Below are 2,085 nucleotides of genomic sequence, written 5' to 3'. Positions count from 1 at the left end.
GATTATGATTATAACCCTTCCAAAATGGGCGTCAAAGGAAAAGTGGCATTGGAAGATTGGGTAGTCAATGATACCCGTGATGATTCGGTTTTGCTCGGATGGGAGAGTATCGGTGCCACGCCGTTTGTATATGCCTATCCAGCCAATGCGCTTCGGATCAATCAGCTCTCAATTGACGGATTTTATACCAATGCACTGATTGATGCAAAAAAAGTTTTGAACTTTTCAACACTCAGTAAAAACACGGCTACGGAATCAAATGGCTCTAAGGGGGGGAATCCTTTTGGAATCGATATCGTCAAACTGCTGTTGCGTAACAGTAGTGCAACGTTCAGCGATTTATCGCTCCCTCTTCCGTTTAAAACCTATATTCACGATTTGGAAGGATCGGTTTTGGGGATTTCGACGACCAAAGATGTTAGAACGTTTGTGAAACTCCGAGGAGGGGTTGATCAGTATGGATTGGCAAAGGTGGATGGAAGTCTCAACACCAAAGCCCCTAAGAAATTCACCGATATCAAAGTCGCCTTCGACAATCTCGAACTCAAAGGATATACGCCGTACTCTTTGGAATTTTTAGGGTACAAAATCGATGGGGGGAAACTCTTTTTGGATTTGGGGTATAAGATCGATGAGGGGAAACTGCATGGCGCGAATCGTGTCGTGATAAAACAAATCGAGCTGGGTGCTGAAAAAGAGGGGGGATCACCGTGGCCTCTGCGTTTTGTCGTAGGATTGCTCGAAGACTCTGATGGGGTGATTGATATTGATCTACCGATCGAGGGGGATGTGAATAACCCTGATTTCAAATACGGCAAAGTGGTATGGCAGGTGATCGGAAACCTCTTTACGAAAGCGGTTAGCTCGCCGTTTAGATTGCTAGGTTCCATGATGGGGATTGATAGCGATAAGCTCTCAACCATCGATTTTGAAGCGGGCAGTGCGGTTCTCTCTCCGCCGCAGATCGAGAAACTCGATCTGGTTACAACGATGCTCACTAAGCGGCCAAAATTGGGGATGAATGTGTACGGAAGCTGGGATGAAGGATATGATGTTTATGCCCTTAAATCGGATAAACTCGTTCAGATTGCCCAAAAACAGGTGAAAAAGGTAAAAATCGATTCGTTGCAGGCGATACCTGTGGATGTGTTGGAGGAGATAGCCGAAGAGTCGCTGGATAAAAAAGAGCGTAAAGTGCTTAAAGCAAAACTAGAGGAACAATATCCGGAAGAGGCGGCATTTGTTCGACACTATTCGGACGCTTTGATTGAAAAACTGGTTCCGATGCAAGTGCTAAATCCGCAAGAACTTCAGACACTAGGTGCACAGCGCGCTGCTGCGATCCAAAAATATTTGATGAAAACTCCGGGATTTGAGAAACACCTTGCCATCAAAGAGATCGAAAAAGTAAAAGGGGAGAAAGCAGATACCATTGCTAATCGTTTGGAGATCGTTGTCCCCTAAATTTTGAGAATTTTGTGATTCGTCCTATAATGTCGTTTTTACTCTAGAGAAATCTTCCGCATTAATGCGGAAAGCTTTAGGGGATTGCAAAGGACAAAAGTGTCCTTGCCACTCTGGCGGGCTTTGCCTGCTAGAGTGTATCTTTCAATAGGAGTCTTTATGCCGTTTTCACCTGCAAAGCGCAAAGATACCCTCAGCGGTATCCTTTTTGTCGCTATTTTTGCCGCAGCCGCGACGATGATCGCCGATTTGGCAGTGGTTAAAAATCTCGGAATCTCTCCACTCGTTGTGGGGATTGTACTGGGGATATTTTATGCTAATACCCTTCATAACCAAATTCCTGCCGCTTGGGAAGGGGGGATCACCTTTTCGGGTAAAAAAATTCTCCGTTTCGCAATCGTATTTTACGGGTTTAGGATCACATTTCAGCAAATCGCTGAGGTAGGAATGGAGGGTTTTATGGTCTCTTTGATCATGCTTTCCACAACGTTTATTCTCGGGACCTATTTGGGACAAAAGATTTTTAAAATGGATCGCGATACCTCGATGCTAACCGCTTCGGGGGCAGCTGTGTGTGGTGCGGCGGCGGTTTTGGCTACTGAACCTGTTCTCCAGAGCGAA

The 2,085-nt window shown here is 45.4% G+C and carries 2 protein-coding genes; both read left to right on the top strand.

Going from position 1 to position 2,085, the window contains the following annotated elements; translation table 11 throughout:
• Positions 1–1,464 (top strand): DUF748 domain-containing protein (locus tag WA010_RS03585; protein ID WP_422555802.1); only part of this gene is annotated, 1,464 nt, incomplete at its 5' end.
• Between the two features lie 159 nt (positions 1,465–1,623).
• Positions 1,624–2,085 (top strand): putative sulfate exporter family transporter (locus WA010_RS03580; RefSeq protein WP_422555801.1); only part of this gene is annotated, 462 nt, incomplete at its 3' end.

This window comes from Sulfuricurvum sp. (genome assembly GCF_049305995.1).
Classification (GTDB): Bacteria; Campylobacterota; Campylobacteria; order Campylobacterales; family Sulfurimonadaceae; genus Sulfuricurvum.
This window is presented reverse-complemented; position numbering and strand designations above follow the sequence as displayed.